The following is a 26,525-nucleotide window of genomic DNA, read 5'->3' as shown; positions in this document are numbered from 1 at the left end:
CTCGGGGGAGAGTCGCTTGTTCATGGGCGCACCCGTTGTTTGGACCAGGAGCGATGCTAGGTTCGACGAAGTGCGCCGGATTGCATGTTCCTTCGCCGGTTTGAACAAAGCCGCCAGATCGGAGCGCTTCGAGCGGGCGCTCAGCCACCGCGCCGTACAATGCCCGGCAATGAGCCTTACCCCCGCCATCCCCCCGCCGCAGCTGCGCCTCTCCGTCGCCCCGATGATGGACTGGACAGAAAAAGCTATTTTCTAAGCGTTTTTAACGACTATCGGCGTTGTGTGTGTGCGTGTGGTGTGCAATTTGGCGTGGCTCGCCTATCCCCTTCTCGGTCACGGCTTTTCCCATGCCCTCCTCGGTGCCGGCTCTATTCGCAAGGGTATCGAGTCAGGTGGCCTTCTGGAGCTCGATGGGACCTCCATTACCACCTGAGATGCCGCCAGGTCGTCATTGGCAAGCCATCAACCTAATGAGGGGCGAGGCCTTTGATCTTTATGTACATCCACGTGCACGCCACGAGCAGTACTGCCAATTGCGCCGCCCTGGCGATCAGGGCCGCTTTGGCCCGGCGGGTAGGGCTGCTACACCTCTCGCAAAAGAAATCGCGCTTTAGCAGCATGAAGCCACAGCTGTGGCATGAAATTGTCCTGTAGCGGGGCATTGAATCACCTGTGAGATTGAGTGAGCGGGGATAGCTCAGAGTCCAGCGCCTGATGTGTCGCATTCCACTTTGTCCGGCTCGCGAAGATTGAGGTCAACGTATCCGTGGCGCGGGCCGCCTGTGGTGCTCCGCACGAGCTCCGCGATTACGTAAGCTGCTGCGACACAGCCAACGAAGGGGGCGCCGACGGCACGTGATGCCAAGCGCGCCACTCCACAAGCATCGGCGCCGTGTGCGAGCAAGTCTTCGTACGCAGGCGCCAAGGGCTTGTTCTCAGGGGGCGTTGTTGCGGCCCAAAGGTCTGCAGCTTGGGAGGGCCCTGGAAACGTGCGCACTCTTATGCCCTTAAAGTCCTGGTAGCCGGCTCCCAATCCGGCGTCAATTGCAAATCTGAACCCACCGCTTTCAATGTGGCGCCTGGTCGCGGAGTTATCTACACCAAAAAGCGCGATGCGAGGCTCGTTCATTCCAACTCGCTGGTTCTCATCAAACCGACGCTCGACGATTGATGTCTTGTAGCCGCGGGCCTCAAGCCATTGCGCCACGACGCGTGTCTTCTTGTGTTGGATGTTGCCGGCCGAAGTGAGCACGGAGGTCGACACGGAGGAGGCCGTGATTTGGTCCACGTCTTGGATATAGAGCTCGCAACTCGACTGGTGCTCCATGAGGCCCAAGGTCCACGCGTAAGCCTGACCCAAGTGCCCAAGGCCCACTATCCAAAGGTTGGGGATGGGGCCTGCGTCCTCGGGGCCGTCCGCATGTGGGTGCTGGGGTTCCCACAGCGATAGCTCAAGCTGGCGGCGCCCTGCATAGGGATTGTCATTGCGAAGGAGAGAAAAGGCCTCATTCACAGCTAAGGCACCTGCAGCCACTGCGGCGGGCGCGAACAGCTTCCTGGCTACAGGCGCCCGGCCTAGCCCAAAACGCCAGCCACTGGCCCACGGCATAACACCCGCCACGCCCGTCGGCGCCGTCCCGATGACGATGGTGGGCCAGCTCGCTGAAGCTTCGGTCTTGGTAATGCCAAGCCAGTCGAGGAACTCACCCAAGGTTTGCTCGAGCTCGACATCTACGATCGCGTCCAGATCGCCTTCCACCAAGACATTGCCTTCGAAGGTCCTGGCTGCGATGTTCAGCGCCGTCATGGCGATGACGCGATGCGTAGCATCCTCCAAAGCGTTCTGGCCGATTATGACGCGCACGCCATAGGCCGAAAAGGTTGCCTGTGCTTCGGACAGGCTGGAAGCCTCGCCACTATCGAGCAGCACTTTGGTGAGGCGATGGAGGGAATCAGCGTCCATTTGGCAGGCCCTAGGTTAAGTGGATGGCGGCAGCAGCTTCAGCGCCGTAGTGGCTGATCCAATTCCCACCGCCTTGGTAGATGTTCACGCTCACGTCGCCCGGGTGGATATCACCTTGAGCAAAGTTGGGCACGATCAAGGCCACGTGGCCACAGACAGAAACCATGGGGTGATGCTTGTCTGACGCGCTCTGGCGAGGCCCCCAAGGGTGAGTGTGGACATCGGCAAGCACCTCGAGTTCGCGTGCTTGGCAGTAGTCCCAGAGCAAGGGAAAGGCCTCTGTCCGGATGCGGATGTAGTCGTGCTCAGCGCAATGGGGATCGAGCTGTTCGTAGTTGAGCCACGCACTGACCCTTCTGGGTCCGTTTGAGCCGTTCGCTGTGCCCAAAAGGAACGCTCCGGACTCTCGTCGCCCTTTCCCCCGCAGTCTCAGCTCGAGGATGAGCGATCGCCAGTGGATGGCCGACATCTCAAGCAGTTTCATGTTGTAGCTCTGCGCTGTTGAGGGTTTCATGCACGGCCTGGATGTATTGGACCAAGCCGATGTCTGGGTTCCAGATCAGCCACGGGTAGTCGGCGAACCAGTTGTTGTGGCCCTCGATCGCTTGGCGATCGCAAGGAATATAGACAGCGCCGTCCTTCCAGCCCGGGTTGAACATCTGGCTGACCCTGCCGCCGCGCGGCCACTGGGGGACAGGCAGCGGATGCTGATGGGTCGCGTCCCAAAGGCGCGCAGTCGGGGCCTGGTCGGGATAGCCAGTGCAGTCAAAACGCAATACGAACTGCCGGCCGTCTCCGGCGGTAACGGCGATCTGAACGAATGGCCACAATTGATCCAGAAGCTTCCATCTCCCACCAGCCACCCCGGTCAGAAAGCGACCGGAGTGGAGGTGGAAATCCAGCAGTGCATCACCCGGGGTAGTGTTCATACGTTAGCCGTTGATGCGAGGGGAGGGGACCAAATCGAAGGTGATCGCAGAACGCGGCGCGGCCACCAAGGAGCCGACGTGGACATCTTCGTCAGGACGGATCTCGGTGCCGCTGACCTGCAACATCAGCTCCTTGGCATCGGAAGTGGTGATACCGAACTCACGAACGGACCAGCGCTTGATCCGGCGAATGGTGGCGCTCGGGCGAAAGGTCCGACGGACGTCGCGGCCTGCATAGCGAACATGGACGTCAATGGCCTTGAGGCGATGCAGATGGACGCGCAGTCCTTCAGCGATCAGCTGCTGCGGATCGAAGTCGCCTTCATCGTCATCTTCCAGATACATCCGGAACTGGCTGGGATCAACGCCAGCAGGCAGGAGACTTTCGCAGGCCTTGCGAAGCTGGGCCAAGGTCGCCTGGTCATCGACCCCCAGCACCGCGATATCCTTTAGAACTTCAGACTGGACGAATACGTGAGCGTTCATAAGCACCTCGAGTTAGAAGGTCGTGATCATCACGTCCTCATGTCTAACTAACCGAGGGCTGGGAGAAAAAAAGAAAACGGGGCGTTTTGCCCCGTATGTGTCGACTCGCCGAAACCCCCAGAGCGTCAGCGGTGTCCCAAATCCATCAACCTGCCAGTGCGATCAGGGCTGCGGCCGGGAGGGGCACAAGGTGAGAAAGGCGCAATGCTTGCAGTGGTAGCCCTTGCTGGGTGCCTCATGCCCCGCCATGAAGCGCGCGATAGCTTTTGCGGCATTCGTCAGCGGCAGGTTCTTGGGGAGGGTGGGTTTCGAGGTCCCCACCGAGTCGGACATGATGTGAACAATCTCGACAAAGGAGACTTGAGCCGAGCCGGTGCTGAGCGCATTCAGTAGCCTCTGAGCCTCGTCGAGGCCTCCATCAAAAAAGCGAATCCACCTATGCGAGGTAATCGGTCCTTGCTTCTTGGCCATCATCCAAGGCAGCGCGACGGAAACTCCCGCGATGCCACCCGTCGCCTCCACAAACGTTCCGCCAAACTCAGCCAATAGCTTTAGGCCCCGTTGGAAAGCGAGGTTGGCGTCTTGCCATAGGCCGGGGTCCAGATGCGGTTCTGGCAGGCGAGACGAGGCCCAGGCCTGTTGCAGACGAATAGCTGGATTGAGGCCAGGGTTCTGCGCGCAGTCCTCCAGGCTCTCCATAACCGCCAACCTAGCGCGGGTGGCTGCTTCAGTGTCTTCTTCCCGCGGAAGCTTCAACACATACCGATACCAGTGTTGCAATGGGCATCGGGCATAGGTCTTGAACTCTTCGAACGATAGCGACGCGGTCTTGGAGTTTGAAGATGCAGGTTGCACGGTCCCGGGGCGGAGCTGTGGCTGATACTCAACGAGTTGCAACGGCGCTTCAGGGATTGCGCACTGCGGCGGCAAGGAACCCAGCCAGTCCGAATAGCTATACATGCAAAGGGTGCGCTTGGCGCGTGAAACCGCGACATAGAGAAGGTTCTGCCGTTCTATCGCCTGCTCTCGCGCGTAGTTCAGATTGTTGCTCTGGAGCACTTCAGGGGGTACTAGTGCCTTGACTTCCTCCGGAGGGCTCCACTTGGGTTTGGCCTGGCCATACTGATCGTCCACATTGGCCACATGCACCGCTTCAAACTCCAAGCCTTTGCACCCGTGGACCGTTTGCAAGCGCACTGCATCCAGCGTCGCCGCTTCGGCAGGCAGCTCTCGATCGCCGTAGGTGTCGTTTATGCGTTGTCTGACAAGGGTTCGCAGGAGGTATCGCGTGAGGTTTGAGGCTTTGAGGTCGCCATCCCCAGAAAGCAACGAATTGGCGAACTGCCACAGCGCGATGCGCTGAGCGTGAGCAGGAATGGATTGATCGGCGGCACTGGGTAGGCAAAATCTGCGCTCCAGCAGCAAGTCGCAGACAAAATTCCAAGGGGTCGAGTAGCGGGAATGTGAACCTAACAAACTATGCAGCGCCCCTTTGGCGGCCTGGCCCTGGGGCGACAGGCCTGGGAGATTTGCTGAGATCCATCGGCCGCGTTGGAGCGAACGATCTGCGGCGCAGGCTGCGGCAATTTGCTCTAGGTCACTACGTGAGAACGCTAAAGTAGGCACAGCGCTAAGACCGACTACGGCGCGGGGGCCGCGCTCGGTGAGAAGCTGCATTAGACACAACAGCTGTTTGATCTCAGAGCGCTGCGTCAACTCCCCGATGTAAAGCGTAGGTATTTTGCGATATGCAAACTCGTCGGCGATATGATCGATGTGCGAGGTCCATCGGCTCAGGACTACCTGATCGCTAAAGCGCACGCCAGCTTTCCTCAGATCAAGGACTTTTGCTGCAATGGCTTCTGGAACGCTTTCCTTTGGTGTTAGTACCATCTGTGGCTTCTGGCCCGTTTTCCCCATGGCAGAAGTCGTTCGGTCTAGTCGTATAGTCGGCTGTAGCATGTGAGTCTCGCCACAGCGGATTACCACCTCCAAAATCTCTTGGGAGCTTCGGCGGTTGATCGCCAAAGGGTATTTGCGAATGGATTTGTGCTCTGCCTGGGTCTTAAAGGTGTCTTCGAATCGGGTCAGGCTCTCCACAGAGGCGCCGCGCCAATGATGGACAGCCTGGCGCACGTCGCCGACTACCCATACGGCGTTATGTTTGCCAGCCAAGACACGAACCATCTGCACCATGGCCTTAGTGACGTCTTGGTATTCATCGACCAAGATATGTTGGAACTTGTCGGCCAGTTCGGAGAACTTCGCCCGATCATGGGTCATGGCGATGGCGGGCTTTGCAATGAGGTCAACGAAGTCGACCAGCTTCACCTGCTGCATGGCTGCTTCATGTGCTTCATAAAGCGTCGCAACATCCTCGCGCTGACGAATCAGATTTGGCTCAACGCTCGTGAGCATTGCCAATCGAGCGCGATACTCTTGAGGTGTTACCAACTCCTCCTTGAGACGCTTGATAGAGGACACCACATCGCCCAGCCAGTGGTAGGGATCTTCGACCCGCTTATAGTGTTTGAGGGTGAGTTGGGGCAATGCCCTGTTCAAAAGCATCACGGAGTTGAGCAAGTCTCCGACTTGAACATTGCTATCCAATCCGAACCTATCGTGATACTTGCGTAAGAATTCCAGGCCAAACGCATGGAAAGTTCCCGACCAGACGTTCGATGCGTCGGGGATGCCAGCCACCCGCAAGCGTTCAACCAACTCGAAGGCTGCCTTGTTGGTGAAGGTCAAAGCCAGGATGTGACTCGGATTGACGCCTTTTTCACTCACCAAGTACTTGATGCGCTCGATCAAGGTCGAGGTTTTTCCCGTTCCTGGTCCCGCTACAACGTTGACAAATCGCTCTTCGGCTCGCGCGGCTTGCGCTTGGTCGGCACTCGGGGTGATCGGTGGTTTGGGAATGAGCAGCGGTGCCTGAGGTAGTAGAACCGCGTCGAGCGTTTGTTGTCGGACTATCTTGATTGGGATATGAAGCGAGTGAGCGACTTCCATGGGCCCCCTGCCGGCGGCAGACAGCTGACGCGCCACATCCCGCGGGAGCAGCAGCTCTCGTGCGAATACGTTGGCTTGGAGCTCCTGTCGTTCACGCGCGCCGTAGGCCTCGACCTTGGCAAGTGCTGGCGAGCCCTCAACGCAGCCTAGCTCTGCAAGGTGGGCGACCGTAACAGCTGGCTTGGTGGCGTCCAGGAACCAGTGCCCCAGCTCGTGGGCTACTAGTTCGGCATAGGTCTCTTGGTCGACGTCGTCTCGCACATAGATGTATCGCTCTTCACGGTGCAAACAAGCGTCGCCCATTCCCAGTTCAATGGATCCGGGAGGAACGCAGGCAATTCCTACGTTTAGTTTGTCCTCAATCTGCCCAAGCAAGACTGCGGAGGCCACCGGCGCCAGGGCGACTTCAGCGAGAAGTTGGGTCCTGACTTGTATAGCCTCGCGACGAGAGCGCTCAAAAGGACTCAAGAGATTGCCCCTATTCGGCCAACTTCATCAGTCGCTCTGTTTCGGACCTAGACAAGTTCAGTCTGGCCACAGCCTCTTGCCAACTACAAGGCTCAGTGCGAACTGTGGGTTGCGCCTCTGTGGCCTTGAACGCAGGGGCGCTTAGTTGAACAAAGTTTCGTCGAAAAACTTCGCTCAGCGCGCTTACTGGAGCATCCAAATATTGTTCGAGCATTTCATAGACGCGCTTGGGTGGGAGCGTCCTGCCCACCAGAATGCCGCTCAAAAGCGACGGATAAGGCCCTATTCCGATCTCGGTGGCGACCTTCTTTACGGTGGGCCCTTGGATCTTCTCGATCTTGCTTTTCACTTCACCTAGAACGGGAGAAGGCATTCTGTGCACGAGAGTCAGCACCTTGCTGATCGTTTGATCGAAGACGTCTTTATCGAAGAACGCCTCATCTGTAGCGTCATATGCTTGGAGATTTGCGCCGCTCAAGATTGCTGCATCGACAATCTCGTCGAGATGCTCGGGGTGCTCTTCTATCAGTGCCCGCCAATCTTCTCTCGTAGGCTTGCCACTTCTAGCCAACAAACCCTCGATCACTTTGTCAATGTGGATGGAATTACGTGCCATCACAGCTCTCCCTTCATTTTCTCTACGCTGTTGTTGCAATGTTTGCGAGCAGTCGGCACAGAGCAGCCAAGGAGCTTGGCAACTTTGGTCCAGTCAAACTCGCACTCTTCGCGCAGGTAGAACGCCTTTTGCTCAATGCGGGGAAGTTTTATCAATGCGCTAAGCACGCGTTCGTGCCGCTCCACGCGCAGAGCGTAATCCTCCGGGGTTTCCCCCTCGCGATCCACCAGGGTGTCCACAAGCCTGATCGCATCGCCCTCATCGCCTTCAAGGTCCATGTCATCGGAAGACGGCAGCGCATTATCGAAGGTGTCCTGGTGGCGCATGTAGTCGTCGACGCGGTTCCCCAGGAACACGGCGAATCGCACCTCACAATTGGGCACGGGACCGGGGTCAGCCAGCAGCTTGTCCCAGACATAGGAGACCGTGTCTGCTACCAGCTCGCTCCGACTGTCGGCCAGGCACTTGTAGTAGGTGCTGGTCTGGATCTGCTTGTTGACCGAGGCAACTACGCGCCGGTTCAACGCATTTACGGCGGCGTCTAACTGGCCTGTGTCTTGGCCGTAGCGAGCTCGTATCAAGGACGCAAGAACCTCTGATGCGACATAGTCGGGGTCCTTGTAGTCGGTGATTGCCACCTGCCGTCGCCACTCCGCCTGAGACTGGCTCTGGAGGAGTGCCTGCCGAGCGGTATGCCGTGGATCGCGTGTTCTCATCACGCCCTTCCTTTTGTGCGATGAAAGACCATTTTCGTACCCTATTACCTATCAACCGAGGGCTAGAGGGCAAACGGAAAAGGAAGGGGATCCAAAAAGCCTGCCCTAGAGTTGCCGGCGGGCACAACAATATCCTCTCTAGCGGGTGCCGCGGGGTGGGGCCGGGCGGTGCACTGCGCCAAACGAACCGAGCGTGCTCGATCGCTGGACCCCCCTTAGCGGATCAGGTCCTTCTCGCTAGACTTGAAGGCTCCAGCCAGGTGGGCTGCACGGCCGGGGGGGTGGACTGGCGTTCACCGTCAAGTCCTGGCTATGCGACCACGACGATTTCGTTGCCTGAGCAACTTTTATGACCAACTTGATAGTGCGGTATTTCGAGGAGGTGTCCGACCCCTACGGGGTGACCGCTCTGAATCTGCTGGGGTCAGAAACGCTAGATGGCGTGGCCGAGGCTCTCCTCCCCGGCTTTTCCCCAGATTTCAAAGTGTTCTGCACCAAGAAATTTTCGAACAGCGCTACCTACAATTGGTTCGTCGCCAGGATCAACGCCGTGCCTGCCGGCGCTGGCACGCCCGCCAGCTTCGAAGTGGTGCTCAAAGAGCCCTATATCGCCAGCCCTGTAGAGTATTTGAATCAGACCGTCCGCAAGTCTGGATCCACCGTTGAAAAGCGAGTCCGGCAAGGTAGCTTGGTCGAGGTCGATTACGGTTTCGTGCAGTCAATCGGCAGGGAAGATGGATCGCTAAAGAGCAACAAGCGGTACAGCGACACTATCCAGAAAGGGGAGATGCACAAGCGGCGCCTTTGCATCGTAGTCAAGGTGCGGGGTCCCATAATCCAGGTCGTGCCCATCACCTCGGACCCGCAGAATGCCGCCGATAAGACGTCATTTCAGATCGAACCGGCCACGCTCTCAAAGCTGACCCGCTACGGAGCTAGCGGCAAGGACAGCTACGCCATTTGCAGCATGATTGAGACCGTATCGATCCGTCGCGTGTTGCCACCGGAGACCTTCTACATGGTCGGCGGAAAGCGCCGCCAAGGACGAAGCGTGTCCTACCCGACGGCGCTTGGCGGGGCCGATACCCAGCAACTGCGAGAAGCATTGCTGCACGCCATTGGCGTGACGGACTATGCGGATATCAAGGAAGATGTGGTGAAGTACCGGAGGAAATGCGCCGACTTGGCTCCGCTAACCGGTGAGCTTGCAGCAACTCAAGGTTATGTCACCGAACTTGAGAACCGAACGCAGGGGCTTGAGTGTTACAGGCGGCTGGCGGCGAAGTGGGCGGGCGACCTAGGCTTGGATCTGGCGCAGGAAGCGGCAAAAATGGCCTAGCGGCCGATCCTGAACAGGTTCTCCGGTCCGTTTGACATGCCTTTGGGACCCGGTACAATGCATGCACTGGCGGGGAAGGCTGGAGCAGCACCGGAACCCCGCGACGGCTTAAGTGCCCTGCTGCAGAAAAAAATAGTAAGCAAAAGAGCCGCCGAGAGGCGGCTTTTTTGTTTCTTGCCGCAGACCCACGGTCGGTCTCCGTCCACCGCCCAGAACTTTGCCTGCTAGGGCATGCGCCATTTGGTGCAGTAGGCGACTGCGTCGCCTGGCCGCATTCCCGATAGGGACTAATCGCAAGGAAAACAACAAAAGCGATTTCAGCGGGCTCGCACAATGCGAGATCTGCGGTGTCGACGACCCCGCATGGACCCTCCCTCGGGAAGGACCCAGGGATTTCAGGCAGGTGGTGGATGGTGACGAGATTCCGCAAATCTGTTTGATGATTGAAGCTCTTTCAACTGCTCGAGTACTTTTGGAAACTAGCCACCATTCGTCACCTCTGCCGATAGGCCATGTTTTCATGTTGTCGTTGGTGATGGCGAGCTGGTGGCTCGTTGCTCGTCTATAAGGGGCCATCACCATATCGCTCGGAGCTAGCGGAGTAGCTTCCGCCAGGCTTCTTCGCGTATGGCACGTGATAGACGGTGTAGCCCTTGGAAACTTTGGACGCAAACAGCTTCCTCAGCACCTTACCGGCGGTGATGGTATCGGCACGTTTGGGGCTGGCGACACCAATCTCGTCCAGAACCTCACTGGCGGACAAGTATCTGCAGGGGGCTAGAGTGGAGTCATAGCTGGCGAGAATTTTCTCCTCAACTCGATCCATGCTCCTAAAGCCATCGTTGTACACACCCAACGCCGCATTCAACTCGGGTCCCGCATGCCAGGAGTCTCCCTGGTCGAGCCACCAGAGCGCCTCGGCCCAAACCTGCTGCATATCTATCGCGTGGCGGTAGTCAACTTCGGTCACTTCGATTGGCCAAAAGCGCCGGTTGTTTGTGTCATCAACGAGAAATCGCACGTTGTTGACGCTGCCGAAGAATGCCGTACGCCGAGGGAAGCGGTTTGCAGCGCGGGAATATGGCGGGCGGACTTCATCCGACGATCGGCTCAAAAAGGCCTTCAGCGCTTCCGTATCCGACTTTCCAAACGTGGCGCCGATTTCTCCCAGTTCGACAAGCCACTTGCCGATGACCTGCAGAACCGAGTCTTTGTCTTCTACATTGAGCGTGACGCCATCAGCCTGGAAAGCCGGCGGGCAAAGACTGTTGAAGAATCGCGTCTTGCCGATACCACCATTCGGGTCGACCAGCACAAGCACATGCTCAAACTTGTTCGTCCGGCCAGAAATGATTGCTGCCGCGCCCAAGAGCCACTTTCGGAAGAGCGTCCAGGACAACTGAGCCTTGGAGATATCCTTGAACGTCAAGCAATCGCAGAGTTCGGAGAACCTGTGCTTCCCATCCCACGGTTTTGACCTAATCCAATCCAGGGCCGGGTTGTAGCTGTCACGCTCGGCCAGGGCGAATATGTTTCCTGCAACCTGGGTGTGTGGATACTTGTTGAGTCGGCACAGGTCCTCGATAAGGGACAAGTTCGTATTCCTCGCGAGTTCACCGTCTCGAGCGACGCCATCTATGCTGACCTCGATGTCCCTGGCTAGCTCGTTGTAACGCACGCGAATTCCGTACGCGAGCAGCAGCCGCCACAGATTCTCAACGGTTCCCTGGGCGCGTACGAAGATCCGCTCGGAAGTGTCTTTGCTATGACGAACTTCAACCTGTTTTGCGTGGTAGACGTCTAAAGGTTGTTCCAATGGGGCGTTTAAACGGTTCCGTTGGAAGAGGCCAGCCAAGGAAAGATCGCAATTCGGCAGATCCTCATCCGGGGCCTTGAGTTGAGAGTCTTGCTTGGCAATCGAACCAACGATTTGCCCCTGGGCGACAGCAGGTAATTGCTTCACAGGAACCTGGCCCCCTGCGCGGAACGCTCGCGAGTCACGGACTTTAGGTACTCCGAGACAGCTTCCCTTGGGTAGAGGACCCGATTGCCAAGCCGCACATAGGCCGGCCCTTGGCCTCGCTTGCGCCAAGCTTCCACCGTCAGGCGAGTGGCGCCCGCGAGCAGGCGGAAGTCATCTTCCAGGAGGCAGTCAAGAGCTTCTGCCATCTCGCGGACACGTTCAACGTCTTCTTGGTGGTCTGTGACCATGTTTCCCCGATGTTTCCGGCAGGATGCCGGGCTGTTCACGGGGCTATTTCACTGCGCCGGTTCCCTTGGCGCCCCTACACTCATCTCGAAAATTCGGGGATCAGTGTCAGGGTTTGGCAGATCTGGCGCGCCGTTTCGCCCGCCACCGCACTTTCGACAGTTCTGAGGCTCCGGAGTGCTGAGGGGCAGCGGCCAGTCGTGACCGCACCAGGGCCTCACATTTGTTGAGTCCCGCTCGATGGCGTCGTACCAATCTTGGTCGTGTTTCGGCTTCTCAACCAACTCAATCCCGGTCCTCGGGATGCGGCCGCCGATGAAAGGCATGCCGTCTATCGGTTTCGCGTTTGAGTCTTCGAAGTGAAGACCCATATGCCCCCCAAGAGCCCGCACAAACCGTGCAAACCAAGCCGCGTTGGATTTGGGTGGAAACTCACCAGTCAATTGGTAGTGATAAGCCGCCAGGTTTGCGACTAACCCGCGTTGCTGCGTCTCCAGGGGCTTATTGCTTTTGGACGCCAGGAGTTTCAGTTGAACGCTCGCGTGTCTGGCTACGCTCTCCAACGCCTCGACCATATCCCACGACTGCGACAGGAACTCAGCGGAACCAATCTCTCGAATGTGTTCCGCTATGTCGGCAGTTAACGGCGAAGGCGGCACAATGCAGGCCTCGTTGGCATACATGGTCAGGGTTCCAGCCGTCGTGCTGGTTAGGACCCTCATCCGTGCCAAAAGGTTCTGCGCGTCGTTGGCGATCGCGTCAATTTGACTACGTTGGTCACCAATTGAATCGCCACTAGTGTGCGGCCGCTGCGCAAGCTCGGTCGCGAATGTCACCAGCTTTTCCTGCTGCGCTGGAGCAAGCTTAGAGCGTCTAGCCGCCTGCTGGAGTTCGTAGCGCACGTTTTGAGGTAGAAAATCCGGGTCGACACCGAACCCGAAAATCGGCGCAGCGTTCCGGGTCTTTCTCGACTGGGCGGCGGCACTATCGCTGACCTTAAACGCAGGGCGGCGCGAGAAATCGGGCTTTGCGCGTTTGATCATGTCATTTACCCGATGCGAAATATGTGAACGTCTTCGGGCTTGATCGACGTGTATCGGCGCAACATGGTCCAGGTCTTGTGCCCGGTTAGAAGCGAAACGCGAGGGATGTCCAGACCTATGCGGAAAAACTGGGCTGTCGCACGATGGCGCAGATCATGAAAGTGCAAATCCACGATTGGTGGCTCAATCAGCTTGCATGCCCGTGTGAACGCAGTAGATACGGAGTCAGATTGCGCGCCGAACACGCTGCCAGCCTCACGGTCGTCAATCAGGTCCCTCAAGATTTCGATCGCAGCGGGCAGCAGCGGCACAGTTTGATTGTTGCCAACCTTCTTGCGGGGATCTTTGCGGTCGCGGATCAGCGCAGTCTTGCGCTTTAGGTCAACGTCCTCAACGCGAAGGGCGCATATCTCGCCAAGACGCATGCCGGTCGCCAAGGCGAAGCGGCAAAGGGTCGGCATATCGATTCGATGACGGCTACTGGCGGCCCAATGCGCGTAAAGCCGATTCAGTTCATCGTCGGTTGGCTCCCGCTCGCGTTCCTTGCTGCGCGTGTCCAATCCGCGATGTTTCAGGGACGCGCGAACCTGTGACGGAAGGTCGGCGGGGATATCCAAGTGCCGGACGTGGCGCCCCCACTTCAGCACGGCCCCCAGGAAGGACAGGTCGGCGGCGATCGTGACGCCGCCGGCGCCGTCCTTCACTCGCTGGTCGACGAAGTCCCGCAGCACGATCGCCGAGAGGGACGACAGCCGGACTTTGCCGAGCCGCGCGCTCAGCATCGCCAGGGTCGCGGACTTGGTCTTGCCGCCCGCGCCTGCACCTGTCCCCTTGTATGCGTCGATCAAGTCACACAGGGTGGCGCCCTTCGGCGGCTGTGCGTGCCCACTAGCTGCCACCTGGTGAGCCTGACCCTCGATCGTGCGCGCCCAGGCTTCAGCGTCCCGTTTCAGCGGGAACGTAGCGGCCCGATACAATCCTCCCCGGCGCACTTGGGCGCGCCACTTGCCAGACGGAAGCTGGGTAAAGGTCGCCATGTGTGCAATCTGTGTCCGTTCAGTCGTTTACCGAATGTTACCCGACCGTTCCCGCCGTGTGCACGTTGTGTGCACAACAGTCCGCACACAGAGTGTTTAAACGCACTGAAGTCGCAATGATAACTGAATCAAAACAGCATCTTATGGATGTTCGCCTGTCCGTCGCTCCGATGATGGATTGGACCGACAGCCACTGCCGGGTGTTCCACCGCCTGCTGGCGCCGCATGCCCGCCTGTACACCGAGATGGTCCACGCCAACGCGGTGATCCACGGCGATCGTCCGCGGCTGCTGGCGACGGACCCGATCGAGCATCCGGTGGCGCTGCAGCTCGGCGGCAGCGAGCCGGAACTGCTGGCGCAGGCGGCGCGCATCGGCGCGGAGTGGGGCTTCGACGAGGTCAACCTCAATTGCGGCTGCCCGTCCGATCGCGTCCAGGCCGGTCGCTTCGGCGCCTGCCTCATGCGCGAACCGCAACTGGTCGCTGACAGCGTCGCGGCCATGGTCGCCCACTGCGACGTGCCGGTGACCGTGAAGTGCCGGCTTGGCGTCGACGACGACCACGACTGGGGCCGCTTCCTTGCCTTCATCGATACCGTCGCCGCCGCCGGCTGTCGCATGTTCGTGATCCACGCGCGCAATGCCTGGCTCAAGGGCCTGTCGCCGAAGGAAAACCGCGAAGTGCCGCCGCTGCGCTACGACTGGGCCTACCAGCTCAAGCGTGAGCGGCCGCAGCTGCAGATCGTGGTCAACGGCGGCATCGCCGGCGAAGCCGAGGCCACCGCGCACCTGCAACACACCGATGGCGCGATGCTCGGCCGTGCCGCGTACCACGACCCGTACCTGCTGCACCGGCTCGATGTCGCCTGGTTCGGTGGCGAGGTGCGCAGCCGCGGCGACCTGCTGCGCTCGATGCGCCCGTATATCGAGGACCAGCTCGCGCGCGGCGTGTATCTCAAGCACATCAGCCGGCACCTGCTCGGGTTGTTCGCCGGCGAACGTGGCGGTCGCGCGTTCCGGCAGGTATTGAGCGAGGGTGCGCACAAGCCGGGAGCCGGCTGGTCGCTGATCGAGCAGGCGCTGGCGTTGACCGAATCGTTCGCCGGTGAACCTGCAGAGCAGGCACAGCGAGAGCAGGCATAGCGCATGGTCACCCGCGACATCGCCGCTTTCATCGCAACCGCCCGTGCCACGCCCGCCGACTTCGGCCCGGCGACGGCGCGCGCCGCGTTCCTCGTTGCCCCCGACGGTTTCCGCCTGGCCGAGCAGTCCGCTGCCGACAACCGTTACATGGCGCAGGCCGCCGGTTTCGATGCCGCCAGTGCCAGCGCCGAGCACCGCGAACTCCACCGCGCGTTGTCGCAGGTGCTGCCGACGGTGTGCTTCGCCGGCGATCCGGAAACGCCTGACGCGCTGTTCCCCAACAACGTCTTCGCCACCGCCGCAGGCCGCTACGTCGTCGGCCGGATGCGCCACCCGGTGCGCCAGCGCGAGGCCGGGCGCGAGGACATCCGCGCCTTCTTCGGCGGCGTGCTCGACTACGCCGAGATCGACCTGTCGACCCAGCCCCATCCGTGCGAGCTCACCGGCGCGCTGGTCATCGATCGCGCCCGCGGCCTCGGGTTCTGCGGGTTGTCCGAACGCTGCGACGAAGCCGGCGCGCGATTGATGCACGAAGCCCTCGGCCTGCGCGCAACGTTGCTGTTCGACCTGGCCGCGGGCGAGTACCACACCAATGTCGTCCTCGCGATCCTGGCCGGGCGCGCGGCGCTGCTGTGCGCCGGCGGCTTCGCCGATCCGGCGGTGGTCGATGCCATCGCCGGCCTGTATGCCCCGCATGCGCTGCGGCTGTCGCCGGCCGAGCATGCCGCGTTTGCCGGCAATGCGATCGCGCTGTCCGACGACGCGGTATGGATGAGCGCCCGTGCCGCCGCGGTTCTCACGCACGCCCATCGCGAGGCTTTGGCCGCGGCGGGTTTGGGCGTGCGCAGCGTGGGGCTCGAGGCCATCGAGGCCGGCGGCGGCTCCCTGCGCTGCTGCGTCGGCGAGATCTTCTGAGGGCGGCTCAGAGCAAGCCGCCGTAAGGCATGGCAACGGTGCTGGGTCTGAATCCCGGCCATGGTCAAACGGAAAAGTTCAGACCGGATTCACCGCATTGTTCCGAGAATGCGCTCTAGTCGCACGATCGTGCGATATTGCGCCGTTGTTGAAATCGCCCGCCCACTTGATGTTGCCCCGACCCTTGCTCCGAGCATGATGACGTTGATCCGACGCCCCTTCGCCCTGTTGCTGCTTGCCACCCTGGTGGTCGGGGGCGGCGACGCGTTGGCGCAGGATCGCGGACAGGGTGGTGGCCAGGGACACGACCGCGGTGGCCAGGATCGTGGTGGTCAGGACCGTGGCGGCCACGACCGCAGCAACGATCGCCGCGAACTGTCCGATTCGGTGCGCCGGGTCGAGCGCCGGACCGGTGGCCAGGTGCTCAGCGCCGAGCGGGTGCCGTACGATGGGCGCGATGTGAATCGCGTCAAGGTGGTCGATTCCAGCGGTCGGGTCCGGATCTACATGGACGACCCGCAGACACGCGAGCGTGGTCGCGACCGTGAAGAACCTACACGCCGCGACGACGACTGACCCGCCACGCTCTGGGCAACCCGCCCGGGAAGCGGCCGAGACAGAACGATAGACATTGGAGTCAACATGCGAATTCTGCTGGTCGAAGACGAAGCTCCGCTGCGCGAAACCCTGGCAGCACGCCTGAAGCGTGAAGGCTTCGCGGTCGATGCCGCCCAGGATGGCGAAGAAGGCCTCTACATGGGCCGCGAGGTACCGTTCGACCTGGGCATCATCGATCTCGGCCTGCCGAAGATGTCGGGCATGGAGCTGATCAAGGCGCTGCGCGACGAAGGCAAGAAGTTCCCGGTGCTGATCCTGACGGCGCGTTCGAGCTGGCAGGACAAGGTCGAGGGCCTCAAGCAAGGCGCCGACGATTACCTGGTCAAGCCCTTCCACATCGAGGAACTGCTGGCCCGCCTCAACGCCCTCGTGCGTCGTGCCGCTGGCTGGAGCAAGCCGACCCTGGAGTGCGGCCCGGTCGTGCTCGACCTTGCCGCGCAGACCGTCAGCGTCGCCGGCAGCAACGTCGACCTGACCAGCTACGAATACAAGGTGCTCGAGTACCTGATGATGCACGCCGGCGAGCTGGTCTCGAAGGCCGACCTGACCGAGCACATCTACCAGCAGGACTTCGACCGCGACTCCAATGTCCTGGAAGTCTTCATCGGCCGCCTGCGCAAGAAGCTCGACCCCGACGGCGCGCTCAAGCCGATCGAGACCGTGCGCGGCCGCGGTTACCGCTTCGCCATCGCGCGCAGCGGCGACTGATCTTCTCGCGCTCGCATCCCTGGGCAGGGTTCTGATGACAGGGGCGCCCACGCCCGGTCCACAGCCATGAGCTGGGGCCAGCCGCGTTCGTTGCAGGCCCGGCAGCTGCTGGGTGCAAGCCTGGGCCTGATCGCCTTCCTGGCGCTGGCCGGCTACGCCCTCGACCGCGCCTTCCTGGAAACGGCCGAAAGCAACATGCGCCAGCGCCTGCGCAGCCTGGCGCTGGCCTACGTGGCCGGCGGCGAGTTCGCCCGCAACGGCGAGTTCATCCCGCCCTACGAAACCGTCGATCCGCGCCTGGACCGGCCCGGCAGCGGCCTGTATGCCGAAGTGATCCTGCCCAACGGCCACTGGGACTCCGCCTCGGCGCAGGGCCCGTCACTGCCGGCCGGCAGGATGCTGCAGGCCAACCAAGAGCATTTCGAAGGCCCGCTGCCGATCACCGAGATCAACGGCCAGCCCGGCGAGGCCTACCGCTATGGCCGCGGCCTGATCTGGAGCGCCGGTGGCGACGACGCCAAGTCCGAGTTCCCGTACACGATCTACATCCTCGAAGACACCACCGCGCTCAGTCGCCAGGTCAGCGTGTTCCGCCAGGCGTTGTGGCGTTATCTCGGTGGCGCCGGTTTCATCCTGATGCTGCTGCAGGCCGTGGTGCTGCGCTGGAGCCTGCGGCCGCTGCGGCGCGTGATCGACGAACTCAAGAAGGTGCAGCGCGGTGTCGCCTCGCGCATGAGCGGCCGCCACCCGCGCGAACTGGAACCGCTGACCGAAAGCATCAACGCCTTCATCGAGAGTGAGCGCGAGAACCTCGACCGCCAGCGCAACACGCTGGCCGACCTCGCGCACAGTCTGAAAACGCCGCTGGCGGTCCTGCGCGCGCGTGCCGGCGAGGACGTCCCGGCCGAAGAGCTGCGCGAGGAAGTCGACATCCAGGTGCGGCGCATGAGCGACCTGGTGTCGTACCAGCTCGCGCGCGCGGCACGATCGGGTCACATGCTGTTTGCCGCGCCGCTGGAAATCGAACCGTATGCCGACCAGATCGTGCGCAGCCTGGAAAAGATCTACGCCGCCAAGGGCGTGCTGTGCGAGTTCGATATCGAAGAAGGCGTGAAGTTCTACGGCGAGCCCGGCGACCTGCAGGAAGTGCTCGGCAACCTGATCGAGAACGCTTTCAAATGGGCGCACACGCGCGTGCTGTTGACCGCCAAGCGGGGCGAGATCGCGCCCAACCGGCGCCCCGGCCTGCTGCTCGCCATCGACGATGACGGTCCGGGCGTGCCCGAGGACAAGATCGACCTGGTGCTGCAGCGTGGCGTCCGCGGCGACGAGCGCGTGCAGGGGCATGGCATCGGCCTGGCGACCGTGCTGGACGTGGTGCGCAGCTACCGCGGCACGCTCGATGTCAGCCGCTCGCAGGAACTGGCTGGCGCGCGTTTCGAAGTGGTGCTGCCGCCGGGACTGTGAGGTTTTTTGCTACGCCCGGATCGCCGCAAACGACGACGGGCCGTAGAACCTGCGCAGATGCGCGGCCACTTCCGGCATCTCCTCTTCCAGCAGCTGCGGATCGCTGAAGTGATACTCGGTGGCGACGGCGAAGAATTCTTCCGGCGATTCGCTGGCGTAACCATCAATGGCGGTGTCCTCGCCGGCATCCACGCGTGCAGCCAGCGCGTCGTAGGCGGCCTGGAAGTCGCGCGCCCATTCGCGCTGCCACGGGCGCGGCAACGGCGGCGTGCCATCGAGCGCGCCATCGAGGGCATCGATCTTGTGCGCCATCTCGTGCGCCGCCACGCAGAACCCCGCTTGCGGATCCTCGCAGTCGGCGACGACGTCTGCCCACGAGAGGATCATCGGCCCGGATTCCCACGCTTCGCCGATCAGATCGTCCTGCCACTCATGCAGCACGCCGGCGGCATCGACGTGGCTGCGATTGACCCGGAACGCATCGGGATAAACGATCAGCTGCGACCAGCCGCGAAGGCCTTCGGCGCCGAACTCGATAAGCGGCAGGCAGCACAACGCGGCGAGCATGCAGCGCTGGACCGGGTCCAGTGCCAGCTCGCCAATGGGGCTGATGGTTTTCTCGTGGAGGAAGCGCGCGGCAAGTTCGCGCAGGCGCGCGTCGCGTTCGGACTCTAGTCCGCCGAGCCAGGGAACCCGCGCGCGCGTTTCCAGCCAGAGCGCGTCGGGTAGGGCGTCAGGAGCGCGCCAGAGGCGACGGATCAGGTTCAGCAAGGGCGACCGTTACGGTGGAGCGCAGCCTCAGCGGAACATGCCCGGCAGGAAGCTGTGCCAGCGCGGCGACTGCATGCGGCCAGCGCTGCTGGCGGTGTCGCTGTGCAGGGCCGGCTTGGCCTTGACGGTGCGGGCAGGAGCCGGGGTGGCGCGGGCTTCGGGACGTGCAGCCTCGCGCTCGAGCGCGATCGATTCCGGGCAGCTGCCGCTGTTGGCGGAGCTGAGCTTGATCTCGCGCGCAGCCGAAGTCGAACTGGCGACCACGATCAGCAGGCACAGGCAGATCCGGAACATGACGGATTCCTCGGACGGGCGTGAAGCCACGGGCTTCAGGCAATGCTGGAATATAGCGCGAAACGACTGGGTCGATCTGGCCGTTGGGCGGCCGGGGGCATGGTGCATTGCAGCAACTCTCCTTGTGCTCTCTAGAACGGGTTCCGACCCTTCCGCCGGGTCGGGCCCGGAGATGCTGCATGGGTATCTTCTCTTATCGATGCAGCCCCGGGGCGGATGGTTGCAACCGCTTGCCGCGCCGCGGCGTCGTTCTGCCGATTCGCCGGCGTCATCGTTGCCGGCTTCACCGGTGGGAAGGGGCGGGGGCGGCCAACTCCCCCCCGGCGCGGCCGCCCAGCCAGTGCCCCTTCGACCACCGGCATCCCGACTTACGGCCCGCCCCGCCGGCATCGGCCAAGGGCCGGAGGGGATTGATTCAGCCGGGCCAGCAGGCGGGCGCCCTCACTGGCGGCCTCGCGCATAATTCCTCCATGACGTTCGACGACTGCCCGCAGCCGCGGTTGCCCCATGCCCTTTCGCCTCACGCTTGCTCCTGGATGCCGGGCAGGTCGGGGTGCGGCCGCAGGTGGGGTTGATGGACGACCGCGCATTGCTGTTGCGGCTGATGGCCGGTCCGGCCTCGGGCGATGCCCTGGCTCAGGCCAGTGGCCAGACCCGGGCGGCGGTCTGGAAACGGATCGAAGCGCTGCGCGAGGCAGGTGTCGCGATCGAAGCCCAGGCCGGCCGCGGTTACCGGCTGGCTCAGCCGCTCGATCTGCTCGACGCCGAGGCGATCCGCAGCGCGCTTCCGGCGGCCGCCAATGCTGCGCTGGCCGGGCTGGAGACGGCCTGGACCATCGACTCGACCAACTCCGAGCTGCTGCGCCGGGCCACTCCAGAGCGCGGCGCGCTGGTGCTGCTGGCAGAGCGCCAGAGCGGGGGTCGCGGCCGCCGCGGCCGTGAGTGGGCCTCACCCTTGGCCGCGCATCTGTACCTGTCGCTGGCGCGGCAGTTCGGCGGCGGCCTCGCTCGCCTCGGCGGTCTCAGCCTGGTGGCCGGCATCGCCGCCGCCGAAGCCCTGCACGCCTGCGGCTTCGGCGCAGTACGACTGAAGTGGCCCAATGATCTGGTCGTGATCGACGCCGACGGCACGCTGCGCAAGCTCGGCGGGATCCTGGTCGAAGGCGGTGGCGAACATGCAGGCCCGGTGCGCGCGGTGATCGGACTGGGCATCAACGTGCGCATGCCCGAAGCCGCCGCCGCGCAGATCGACCAGCCGTGGTGCGACCTGGCCTCGCTCTCCATCTCGGCGTCGCCGCGGGATCGCAATGCCATCGCAGCGGCGGTGCTGGCGCAATTGCTGCCGGCGCTGGAAGAGTTCGATGCCGGCGGCCTGGCGGACTTCATTGCCCGGTATGCCGCACTCGATGCACTGGCCGGGCAGGGCGTGAGCATGCACGGCGCCACCGCCACCGAGCATGGCGTCGCCATGGGCCTGGCCGACGATGGTGCCTTGCGGGTGCGATTGGACAACGGCGAGGAACGGCATTTCCATGCCGGTGAAGTCAGCGTGCGCCGCGGCGCGGGACAAGGGGGCGGGGCATGAGTGCGTGGCTGTTCGATCTTGGCAATACACGGCTCAAGTGCGCGCCGCTGCGCGCCGACGGTCGCGCCGGCGCTGCCGTCGCGCTGCCGCACCGCGAGGACGACGTGGCGGCGGCATTGGCGCAACTGCTGCCCGAGCGCATCGACGTCGCCTACCTGGCCAGCGTTGCGCAGCCGACGCTGCGCGTGGCGGTGCTCGATGCCCTGGCCACGCGCTGCCGGCGCATCTCGCTGGCGCGCACGCAACTGCGTTTCGGCGCTGTGCAGATCGCCTACGCCGATCCGCGCAAACTGGGCGTCGACCGTTTCCTCGCGCTGCTGGCGGCGCACGCGCGCATTGCCGACGCGGCGCTGGTATGCGGCGTCGGCACCGCGCTGACCATCGACCTGATCGACGCCGATGGCCGCCACCTCGGCGGTCGCATCGCGCCCTCGCCGACGCTGATGCGCGAAGTGCTGCACGAGCGCGCACCGCAGCTACCGGAAAGCGGTGGCGACTACGTCGACTTCGCCCGCGACACCGAGGACGCACTGGCTTCGGGTTGCGACGGCGCCGCGCTGGCCCTGATCGAGCGCAGCCTCGACGCAGCACGCCAGCGCCTGGGCCGGACCCCGCAACTGATCCTCCATGGCGGTGGCGCGCAAGCCCTGGTCGCGCAACTGCCGAACGCGACACAGGTCGCAACGCTGGTGCTCGAAGGCCTGGCGCAGTGGGCCGGCGCCGAGATTGCCGTCGCCGCCCCTTAGAATCGACCCATGCTCATACGCGCCCTGGTCGTCCTGCTGATCGTGCTCAATCTCGGTGTCGCCGCCTGGTGGACGCTGCGCGCGCCGCCGTCGGCACCGGCTGCGATCGAGCAGCCGCTGGGCGTGGCGCGCCTGCAACTGGCCCGCGAGGCACGGCCGACGGCCAAGCCGGCCGCCGCGCCGACGCCGACGCCGGCCGCGGCACCGGTCACTACGGCTGCGCCCGTGCAACCGGCCAAGGACGTCGCGGCGGAGAAGGTCGCCATCGCCATGCCCGCGCAGTGCTACAGCTTCGGCCCGTTCGCCGATGCCGCCGCGGCAAAAAACGCGCATGAAGTCCTGCTGGCGGTTTCGACCCGGGTGGTCCCGCGCGAGACACGCACCGGCACCACGCGCGGTTGGCGCGTGCTGCTGCCGGCGGCGGCCAGCCTGGCCGAAGCGCAGGCGACGGCGCAGCGCATCTCGGCAGCCGGTTTCGGCGATTACTTCGTCGTCCGCGAAGGCGCGGAAGCCAATTCGATCGCACTGGGTCGTTACCGCAGCGAGGACTCGGCCAGTCGCCGCGCCCAGTCGCTGGTGGCGGCCGGTTTCCCGGCGCGCGCCGAACCGCTCGGCGACGGCCGCGCCAGCTACTGGCTCGACCTGGTGCCGGGACCTTCGTTCGATACCGCGCGTGCACAGGCCGCTGTGCAGATCGTGCCGCGGCCGCTCGACTGCGCGCGGCTCAAGTAGCGGTCAGCGGCGGGCCGCAGGCGCGCTGACCATCGTGGCAGGCTAGAATGCGAGCCTTGCCGGCATAGCTCAGTTGGTAGAGCAACCGCCTTGTAAGCGGTAGGTCGTCAGTTCGATTCTGACTGCCGGCACCATCGAAGGCCCCGCATCGCCGGGGCTTTTTCATTTGCGCGCGGATGCCGAAGCTGAGGCGCGAACAAACAGACCATGGCCGTCAGCCGCGACGGAACAGCAACGTCCAGCCTTGCTCCGTGGCCACGGAAGCGACCGATTGTCGCCAGCCGGCGGTCGCCGGGAACACCGCGGCCATGACCTGCTCAAGCCCGTCGAATCCGGGCTGGTCCACGCTGACGCGGACGCTCTGGCCGCCACACGAGAACTCCAGGAAGGCCGCGTCTTTCGTGCGCGGATCCGCGTCGTACGCGCGGATTTCGGCGACCGCCTGCCAAGCGACGAAGGCCGGGCCGACCGTGAAACCGAACGCCGTGACCACGATGGGTGGCTGGTCGGGCCTGGCTGTCCGCGCGAGGCGGTCCATCAGATTCGAGATGGTTCCCACGTGCCCTGGTCCCTGGCAGGCCCCGCAGCGGGGCATGCATTCGATGTTCTGGCCGCCGGCAGTGCGGCGTCAAGGGAACGGGTCAACTGAAACGGCGGCGGTCCGGGACCCTGCAACCACAACGGTCTAAACTCGGGCGGACTACAGACAGGAACGTCACCGCATGAGTCGCAACTTCCCCGGGGTTTCGCTGATTGGTGCGCCGACCGACGTCGGTGCCGGCCACCGCGGTGCACGCCTGGGCCCGGAGGCCCTGCGCATCGCCGGCATCGGCGAGGCGCTGGTCAAGCGTGGCGTCGATGTCATCGACCGCGGCAACCTCGACGGTCCGCGCAACCCGTGGCAGAAGCCGGTCGAGGGCTACCGCCACCTGGCCGAAGTGGTTGCCTGGAACCGGGCCGTGATGGATGCGGTCGGATCCGAGCTGGCCGATGGGCGCCTGCCGATCTTGCTCGGCGGCGATCATTGCCTGGGCCTGGGCTCGATCACCGCCGTGGCCCGGCATTGCCGCCAGAGCGGCAAGCAGCTGCGCGTGCTCTGGCTCGATGCGCACGCCGACTTCAACACCAGCCAGGTGACGCCGTCGGGCAATGTGCACGGCATGCCGGTGGCGTGCCTGTGCGGGCTCGGCCCGGATGCGCTGACCCAGCTGGGCGGGGAGTCGCCGGCGCTGCGTCCGGACGAGATCCGCCAGATCGGCATCCGATCGGTCGACGAGGGCGAGAAGCGCCTGGTCCGGCAGTACGGTCTGGACGTGTACGACATGCGCTACATCGACGAGATCGGCATGAAGCGGGTCATGGAGGAGGCGCTGGAAGGCGTGGACGAGAACACCCATTTGCACGTCAGCTTCGACGTCGACTTCCTCGATCCCAGCATCGCCCCGGGCGTGGGCACCACCGTGCCGGGCGGGCCGAACTACCGCGAGGCGCAGCTGGTGATGGAGATGATCGCCGACACCGGCCGCATGGCCTCGCTCGACATCGTCGAACTCAACCCGATCATCGACAAGCGCAACCGCACCGCCCGCCTGGCGGTGGACCTGGTCGAGAGCCTGTTCGGCAAGTCGACCCTGATGCGCGACTGAGCCGGGCCCAGGGCAACGGCGGCTGAACTGTGGCGGCCGTCGCCGCGCTGCCGCCCGCCGTCCGGATGCGGCGCCCGCGGCGCCATGCCATCCTTACGCCATCACTGCCAACGTCCCCGGGGACCCGATGAAACGCTTTGCCGCAATGCTCCTGCTCGCCACTCTGTCGCTCGCCCTGCTCAGCGCCTGCAACACCATGGAAGGCCTCGGCAAGGACGTCAAAAAGCTCGGCCAGAAGGTCGAGGACAAGGCCAGCGGCTGAGGCATCGCAGCACCGCGCAGGCGGTTGTTCCCTCGAAGGCCGGCATGTCCGGCCTTCGTGCCGTCTGGCGCCCGAAGGCTGACGCCACATGCTGTCCCCTCATGGCTGCCCCCTGAATCGGAAGTCGGATCTTTCGCTCACGTCCACCTCGGCTTCACACCCCCTCACGTCAGATGGCTCCGCGGCACGCAGCCCGATTGTGTGCGCCTTGCTTCCCATTTAGCTGAGGAGATTTCCATGAAGCGTTTGATCGCCCTGATGCTGCTCGCCCTGTTCTCGATGGGCACCCTGACCGCCTGCAACACCGTGGCGGGCGCCGGCAAGGACGTGAAGGGAGCTGGTGAGAAGGTCGAAGATGCCGCGACGAATTGCAAGGACGGCAAGTGCTGATCGTCCGCTGCGATTGCCATCGCAATCGGTAAACAGGAAAGGCCGGAGCAATCCGGCCTTTTCTTTTTTGCAATGTTCGATGCGAGCGCGCGTCATGCGCGTTGCAAGATAACTCGCATTCACTGAAATCAATCTTCGGCTAACGCAATTGCGACCCGGTGCGAATGCACGCATTGCGATGCTGTGCGTGCGGCATCTAAGCAGATGCGTCGCATCACCCGAACCGAGGATGAGTGATGAACAAAGACATCATTGCTGGCAAGTGGACTCAGATCAAAGGCCAGGCACAGGCCCGTTGGGGCGACCTGACCGATGACGATTTCGCCGTCGCCGAAGGCAATGCCGAATATCTCGCCGGCAAGCTGCAGGAACGGTATGGCTGGGAGCGCGACCGCGCCCAGCAGGAAGTGCGTGACTTCGAGAAGACGCTGAACTAACTGGCAGTCCGTCGATCCACGCACGCGGTGCGCGTGCCGGGCGGTGCGGCTGAAGGCCGCAACCGGCGCGCGCCACGCCAGACCCACGCCAAACCCAGGGGCCGGCCGCAAGGCCGGTTCCTTTTTGCGTTTCACTGACCGCTGTAGTCCGGCGGATCGGCGACGAAACCCTGCGGGAATGCGCGCGGCCGCGAATCGGGCAGGTAACGCGGTCGCGACGGCAGCACACCGCGCGCGACCAGCGTCTGATAGTCGTCGTAACGCAGTTCGCTGACCTGCGTCGGCGCGCGGGTGGCGCGGACGAATTGGGTGTGGCTGGCCGGCGACCACTCGCGCTGGCCATGACCGGTGCCGATCGACTGCGCCGCCGCTTCGGCTTCGCGCGCCGCCGGCGCGGCGGCTTTCGCCGCATCGGCACGTTCCAGCCGGTCGAGCGTCTCACCGCGACGCCGTTCCTCCAGCGCCACGCCGGCTTCCTCGAACACCGCCACGCCGATCACGCCGACGTTGTCGGGCCGGCCGGTGCGCGCGGCGTAACTGTCGGGCAGGTCGGTGAATACGAACTGGGCGACCTGGTGGAGCGATTTGCGCCAGCCTTCGATCTCCATCGTCTGCCACGGTGCCAGCACATAGCCGGTCTGGGCGGGATGGGCGGTCTCGCCGCTGATGGCGTTGACGCCGTCGACCGACAGCACCACCAGCACGCGGCGGCCGCTGGTGTTGGCCAGGCGCACCGAATAGCGGTGGCCGGGCGTTCCGGCAATCCAGCGCTGGCCGCGATGGTGGACCGGTGAAAGCCATTGGCCGCTGTCGCGATCGACCACTGCCAGGTCGACCGGCCCGCCACCGGCCACCGCGGTGGCGGCGACGGGCGCGGCAAAGGCGAGGGCCGCCGAGGCGGCAAGACTGGCAAGCAGGCAGGGCAGGGTGCGCAACATGGTCGGTGCTCCGGAAGGGACGCCGGGGTGAACGGACCAGTCGCGGCTGCGGGGTT

Annotated in this window: 27 protein-coding genes and 1 tRNA gene; 14 read left to right on the top strand and 14 right to left on the bottom strand. The window is 63.2% G+C overall.

Going from position 1 to position 26,525, the window contains the following annotated elements; genetic code table 11:
- Nucleotides 1-697: 697 nt before the first annotated feature.
- The 7 genes from AB4Y64_RS13245 to AB4Y64_RS13215 all read right to left on the bottom strand — a co-directional run bounded on the left by AB4Y64_RS13245 (nt 698) and on the right by AB4Y64_RS13215 (nt 8,112).
- Nucleotides 698-1,963 carry a ThiF family adenylyltransferase gene (locus AB4Y64_RS13245; RefSeq protein WP_441816919.1) on the bottom strand — a complete coding sequence of 422 codons (1,266 nt, stop codon included), beginning with the start codon at nt 1,961-1,963 and terminating at the stop codon, nt 698-700.
- A 10-nt stretch (nt 1,964-1,973) separates the two neighbouring features.
- Nucleotides 1,974-2,447: a Mov34/MPN/PAD-1 family protein gene (locus AB4Y64_RS13240; protein ID WP_441816918.1), complete on the bottom strand. Its 474-nt coding sequence runs from the start codon at nt 2,445-2,447 to the stop codon at nt 1,974-1,976.
- Nucleotides 2,434-2,892, bottom strand: coding sequence for a DUF7665 family protein (locus AB4Y64_RS13235; protein ID WP_441816917.1), 459 nt, complete (start codon nt 2,890-2,892; stop codon nt 2,434-2,436). The genes AB4Y64_RS13240 and AB4Y64_RS13235 overlap by 14 nt, the downstream gene beginning before the upstream one ends.
- Before the next feature lie 3 nt (nt 2,893-2,895).
- Entirely contained in the window at nt 2,896-3,378 is a 483-nt protein-coding gene (locus tag AB4Y64_RS13230) for a hypothetical protein (protein ID WP_441816916.1), read from the bottom strand.
- Between the two features lie 162 nt (nt 3,379-3,540).
- Complete coding sequence (locus AB4Y64_RS13225) at nt 3,541-6,858, bottom strand: UvrD-helicase domain-containing protein (RefSeq protein WP_441816915.1); 3,318 nt, start codon at nt 6,856-6,858, stop codon at nt 3,541-3,543.
- 10 nt (nt 6,859-6,868) lie between these two features.
- Nucleotides 6,869-7,474 (bottom strand): hypothetical protein, encoded by a 606-nt coding sequence (locus tag AB4Y64_RS13220; RefSeq protein WP_441816914.1) that lies wholly within the window; start codon nt 7,472-7,474, stop codon nt 6,869-6,871.
- Nucleotides 7,474-8,112 (bottom strand): sigma factor-like helix-turn-helix DNA-binding protein, encoded by a 639-nt coding sequence (locus AB4Y64_RS13215; protein WP_441816913.1) that lies wholly within the window; start codon nt 8,110-8,112, stop codon nt 7,474-7,476. The genes AB4Y64_RS13220 and AB4Y64_RS13215 overlap by 1 nt, the downstream gene beginning before the upstream one ends.
- Nucleotides 8,113-8,539: 427 nt before the next feature.
- Between AB4Y64_RS13215 and AB4Y64_RS13210 the strand changes: the two genes are divergently transcribed.
- Complete coding sequence (locus AB4Y64_RS13210) at nt 8,540-9,529, top strand: type II toxin-antitoxin system PemK/MazF family toxin (RefSeq protein ID WP_441816912.1); 990 nt, start codon at nt 8,540-8,542, stop codon at nt 9,527-9,529.
- A gap of 562 nt (nt 9,530-10,091) precedes the next feature.
- Here the strand turns inward: AB4Y64_RS13210 and AB4Y64_RS13205 are convergent.
- The 3 genes from AB4Y64_RS13205 to AB4Y64_RS13195 all read right to left on the bottom strand — a co-directional run bounded on the left by AB4Y64_RS13205 (nt 10,092) and on the right by AB4Y64_RS13195 (nt 13,818).
- Nucleotides 10,092-11,492, bottom strand: a complete 1,401-nt coding sequence (locus AB4Y64_RS13205; protein WP_441816911.1) for a VapE domain-containing protein — start codon at nt 11,490-11,492, stop codon at nt 10,092-10,094.
- Between the two features lie 296 nt (nt 11,493-11,788).
- A complete protein-coding gene (locus AB4Y64_RS13200) occupies nt 11,789-12,781 on the bottom strand; it encodes a hypothetical protein (RefSeq protein ID WP_441816910.1) in 993 nt (330 codons plus the stop codon).
- A 5-nt stretch (nt 12,782-12,786) separates the two neighbouring features.
- A complete protein-coding gene (locus AB4Y64_RS13195) occupies nt 12,787-13,818 on the bottom strand; it encodes a site-specific integrase (protein ID WP_441816909.1) in 1,032 nt (343 codons plus the stop codon).
- Nucleotides 13,819-13,934: 116 nt separating this feature from the next.
- Here AB4Y64_RS13195 and dusA point away from each other — a divergent pair, with 116 nt between their 5' ends.
- From dusA to AB4Y64_RS13170, 5 genes are all read left to right on the top strand, one after another.
- Nucleotides 13,935-14,960, top strand: coding sequence for a tRNA dihydrouridine(20/20a) synthase DusA (gene dusA, locus AB4Y64_RS13190; RefSeq protein ID WP_441816908.1), 1,026 nt, complete (start codon nt 13,935-13,937; stop codon nt 14,958-14,960).
- A gap of 3 nt (nt 14,961-14,963) precedes the next feature.
- Nucleotides 14,964-15,875, top strand: a complete 912-nt coding sequence (locus AB4Y64_RS13185; RefSeq protein ID WP_441816907.1) for an arginine deiminase-related protein — start codon at nt 14,964-14,966, stop codon at nt 15,873-15,875.
- Between the two features lie 204 nt (nt 15,876-16,079).
- Entirely contained in the window at nt 16,080-16,451 is a 372-nt protein-coding gene (locus AB4Y64_RS13180) for a hypothetical protein (RefSeq protein WP_441816906.1), read from the top strand.
- A 66-nt stretch (nt 16,452-16,517) separates the two neighbouring features.
- Nucleotides 16,518-17,201 carry a response regulator transcription factor gene (locus AB4Y64_RS13175; RefSeq protein WP_158733946.1) on the top strand — a complete coding sequence of 228 codons (684 nt, stop codon included), beginning with the start codon at nt 16,518-16,520 and terminating at the stop codon, nt 17,199-17,201.
- Nucleotides 17,202-17,267: 66 nt separating this feature from the next.
- On the top strand, nt 17,268-18,668 hold the full coding sequence (locus tag AB4Y64_RS13170; protein WP_441816905.1) for an ATP-binding protein: 1,401 nt from the start codon (nt 17,268-17,270) through the stop codon (nt 18,666-18,668).
- A gap of 9 nt (nt 18,669-18,677) precedes the next feature.
- Here the strand turns inward: AB4Y64_RS13170 and AB4Y64_RS13165 are convergent, their stop codons facing one another.
- Both AB4Y64_RS13165 and AB4Y64_RS13160 read right to left on the bottom strand, forming a co-directional pair.
- Nucleotides 18,678-19,379: a zinc-dependent peptidase gene (locus AB4Y64_RS13165; RefSeq protein WP_441817018.1), complete on the bottom strand. Its 702-nt coding sequence runs from the start codon at nt 19,377-19,379 to the stop codon at nt 18,678-18,680.
- Between the two features lie 87 nt (nt 19,380-19,466).
- On the bottom strand, nt 19,467-19,733 hold the full coding sequence (locus AB4Y64_RS13160) for a hypothetical protein (RefSeq protein WP_441816904.1): 267 nt from the start codon (nt 19,731-19,733) through the stop codon (nt 19,467-19,469).
- A gap of 574 nt (nt 19,734-20,307) precedes the next feature.
- Here AB4Y64_RS13160 and birA point away from each other — a divergent pair.
- From birA to AB4Y64_RS13140, 4 genes are all read left to right on the top strand, one after another.
- Complete coding sequence (birA, locus tag AB4Y64_RS13155; RefSeq protein WP_441816903.1) at nt 20,308-21,318, top strand: bifunctional biotin--[acetyl-CoA-carboxylase] ligase/biotin operon repressor BirA; 1,011 nt, start codon at nt 20,308-20,310, stop codon at nt 21,316-21,318.
- The gene (locus tag AB4Y64_RS13150) at nt 21,315-22,064 is read left to right on the top strand and encodes a type III pantothenate kinase (protein WP_441816902.1); all 750 of its coding nucleotides are present in this window, start codon (nt 21,315-21,317) and stop codon (nt 22,062-22,064) included. The genes birA and AB4Y64_RS13150 overlap by 4 nt, the downstream gene beginning before the upstream one ends.
- 9 nt (nt 22,065-22,073) lie before the next feature.
- The gene (locus AB4Y64_RS13145) at nt 22,074-22,796 is read left to right on the top strand and encodes an SPOR domain-containing protein (protein ID WP_441816901.1); all 723 of its coding nucleotides are present in this window, start codon (nt 22,074-22,076) and stop codon (nt 22,794-22,796) included.
- Between the two features lie 58 nt (nt 22,797-22,854).
- Nucleotides 22,855-22,930 (top strand) — tRNA-Thr (locus tag AB4Y64_RS13140).
- An 80-nt stretch (nt 22,931-23,010) separates the two neighbouring features.
- Here AB4Y64_RS13140 and AB4Y64_RS13135 read toward each other — a convergent pair.
- Nucleotides 23,011-23,334, bottom strand: coding sequence for a hypothetical protein (locus AB4Y64_RS13135; protein ID WP_441816900.1), 324 nt, complete (start codon nt 23,332-23,334; stop codon nt 23,011-23,013).
- Between the two features lie 184 nt (nt 23,335-23,518).
- Between AB4Y64_RS13135 and rocF the strand changes: the two genes are divergently transcribed.
- The 4 genes from rocF (at nt 23,519) to AB4Y64_RS13115 (ending at nt 25,531) form a co-directional block, all read left to right on the top strand.
- Nucleotides 23,519-24,442, top strand: a complete 924-nt coding sequence (gene rocF, locus AB4Y64_RS13130) for an arginase (protein WP_441816899.1) — start codon at nt 23,519-23,521, stop codon at nt 24,440-24,442.
- Nucleotides 24,443-24,569: 127 nt separating this feature from the next.
- The gene (locus AB4Y64_RS13125; protein WP_158733936.1) at nt 24,570-24,704 is read left to right on the top strand and encodes an entericidin A/B family lipoprotein; all 135 of its coding nucleotides are present in this window, start codon (nt 24,570-24,572) and stop codon (nt 24,702-24,704) included.
- A gap of 237 nt (nt 24,705-24,941) precedes the next feature.
- Nucleotides 24,942-25,094: an entericidin A/B family lipoprotein gene (locus AB4Y64_RS13120; protein WP_441816898.1), complete on the top strand. Its 153-nt coding sequence runs from the start codon at nt 24,942-24,944 to the stop codon at nt 25,092-25,094.
- 236 nt (nt 25,095-25,330) lie between these two features.
- On the top strand, nt 25,331-25,531 hold the full coding sequence (locus tag AB4Y64_RS13115) for a CsbD family protein (RefSeq protein WP_200606993.1): 201 nt from the start codon (nt 25,331-25,333) through the stop codon (nt 25,529-25,531).
- 131 nt (nt 25,532-25,662) lie between these two features.
- On the opposite strand, the gene AB4Y64_RS13110 is transcribed toward AB4Y64_RS13115, so the two are convergent.
- Nucleotides 25,663-26,469: a hypothetical protein gene (locus AB4Y64_RS13110; protein ID WP_441816897.1), complete on the bottom strand. Its 807-nt coding sequence runs from the start codon at nt 26,467-26,469 to the stop codon at nt 25,663-25,665.
- Nucleotides 26,470-26,525: the final 56 nt, after the last annotated feature.

Origin of the sequence: Lysobacter sp. TAF61 (genome assembly GCF_052113485.1) — a bacterium.
In the GTDB taxonomy this organism is placed as follows: domain Bacteria; phylum Pseudomonadota; class Gammaproteobacteria; order Xanthomonadales; family Xanthomonadaceae; genus Lysobacter_J.
This window is presented reverse-complemented; position numbering and strand designations above follow the sequence as displayed.